This is a genomic window from Microbacterium sp. BF1 (genome assembly GCF_019279095.1).
Lineage (GTDB): Bacteria > Actinomycetota > Actinomycetes > Actinomycetales > Microbacteriaceae > Microbacterium > Microbacterium maritypicum.
Window position 1 is genome coordinate 1 of the sequence record NZ_JAGYWT010000497.1, and the last position, 1,766, is coordinate 1,766.

Below are 1,766 nucleotides of genomic sequence, written 5' to 3' on the forward strand. Positions count from 1 at the left end.
GTCGAAGAACCTCGGCGAGATCCCCGGCGTGATCGTGGCCGCGGTTCTTCGACGCGACCTCGTAGTCGCCACCGCCCGACGGATAGGCCTTGATGAGCTGGCGGTAGCTGAGCACGACCACGACAAGCAGCACGACGACGGCGATCGCGACGGTCGACGTGCTCGACATGGACCCCGTCCAGACCGAGCAGCAAGTCACAGCGGGAACACGGATCAGCGGTAGAGCGCGCGTCAGCGCACCCCGAAGTAGGGTGAAGCACGTCGGGGTCCTCGTGATCGATCAGGTGGTTAGCGCTTCTGATCCTCGGGGACCTCGACCCCTACCCGCCGATCATCGCCCGGCGAGCCCTACCCCCACCGAATGTCCCAAGAGCCATGTAACCCATGATCCTGATCCTTTCGATCCCGGTGAGAACGATCGTTCTCGCTCGATGTCTCCAATGTAGAGAACGTTCGTTCTCGCGTCAAGTAGACTTCTGGTCATGACCGAAGACGAGGCCCGCGAGCGCATCCTCACCGCCGCCGAAGAGCTTTACTACCGCAAGGGGTACGCGGCCGTGGGCATGGACGAGCTGCGTCAGTTCGCCGGGGTCTCGTTGCGTCGCCTCTACTCGCTCTTCCCCGCGAAGACCGACATCGTCGCGGCGGTCCTCGAGCGCAAGCACGCCCAGTGGGAGTCGGGGCTGTCGGAGGCGGTGGCGGGGGCTGGTGACGATCCTCGTGCGCGGCTGCTCGCCGTCTACGGATACCTCGAGAACTGGTTCTGCGCCGACGACTTCCGCGGCTGCGCCTTCATCAACGCATTCGGCGAGCTCGGCGGCACGAATCCCGAGGTCGCCGAGATCGTGCGCGCACACAAGGCGTCGTTCCAGCAGTACATGGCAGACCTGGTCGCCGAGACGGGCGCTCCCGCGGCGCTCGCCCCACAGCTGTCGATCCTCGCCGAGGGTGCGCAGAGCACGGCCGCGATCTCCGCCGATCCGGCCGTCGCCGTGCAGGCTCGGGGTGCCGCCGAAGTCCTGATCGACGCGGCGTTCGCTCGCTCCTGATCCGAGAGGCGCATTTGCCTCACCTGGTTAGCGAAACGGGGATCGGGTGTCAACCCCGATGAGCTCCGCTCGCGGTCCCCGTATCGTTCGACGCATGGAATCACGCACGAAGGGCGTCGGTCGCCAGACGCTGATCATCTCCGCGGCGACGTTCATGCTGATCGCGGCCACCATCGGGGCGGGAGCTTTCGGTGGAACATCCGTCGACGACCTGCAGGACGGCGCGCTCTCGGCGCAGGGGTCGTATCTCGCCCCGGCGGGACCGGCCTTCTCGATCTGGTCGCTCATCTACCTCGGCTTGATCGCCTACACGGTGTGGCAGGCGTTCCCGGCGCAGCGGCAGGATCCTCGCCAGCAGGCCGTGGGCGGATGGATCGCCGCATCGATGGTGCTGAACGGCTTGTGGCTGGTGACGGCGCAGTACCTCACGCTGTGGCTCACGGTCATCGTGATCGCGCTGCTGCTGGCCGTGCTCGCCCGGGTGATCGTGGTGCTCGGACGCTTCCCGGCACGCAACCTCGCCGATCGCATCCTCACCGACGGCGCGAACGGTCTGCACTTCGGCTGGGTCACGATCGCGACCGTCGCGAACACGGCCAGCAGCAGCGCGATCACGATGACCGTGAGCCACAGCGTGAGGTACTGCGCCGTCACCAGCCACAAGCCGTTCAGCACCATCGATGCGGCGATCCATCCGCCCACGGCCTGCTGGCGAGG

The 1,766-nt window shown here is 66.5% G+C and carries 2 protein-coding genes; both read left to right on the forward strand.

Translation table 11 applies throughout. The features are described from left to right. Window positions 1-482 precede the first annotated feature (482 nt). A complete protein-coding gene (locus KZA10_RS14105; RefSeq protein WP_055876367.1) occupies window positions 483-1,049 on the forward strand; it encodes a TetR/AcrR family transcriptional regulator in 567 nt (188 codons plus the stop codon). 94 nt (window positions 1,050-1,143) lie between these two features. Beyond that, window positions 1,144-1,766: tryptophan-rich sensory protein (locus KZA10_RS14110; protein WP_218683194.1), on the forward strand; the 623-nt coding region annotated here is incomplete at its 3' end.

Coding starts and splice junctions, on each gene's coding strand:
- KZA10_RS14105 (WP_055876367.1), top strand. CDS start 483: ATGACCGAAGACGAGGCCCGCGAGCGCATCCTCACCGCCGCCGAAGAG.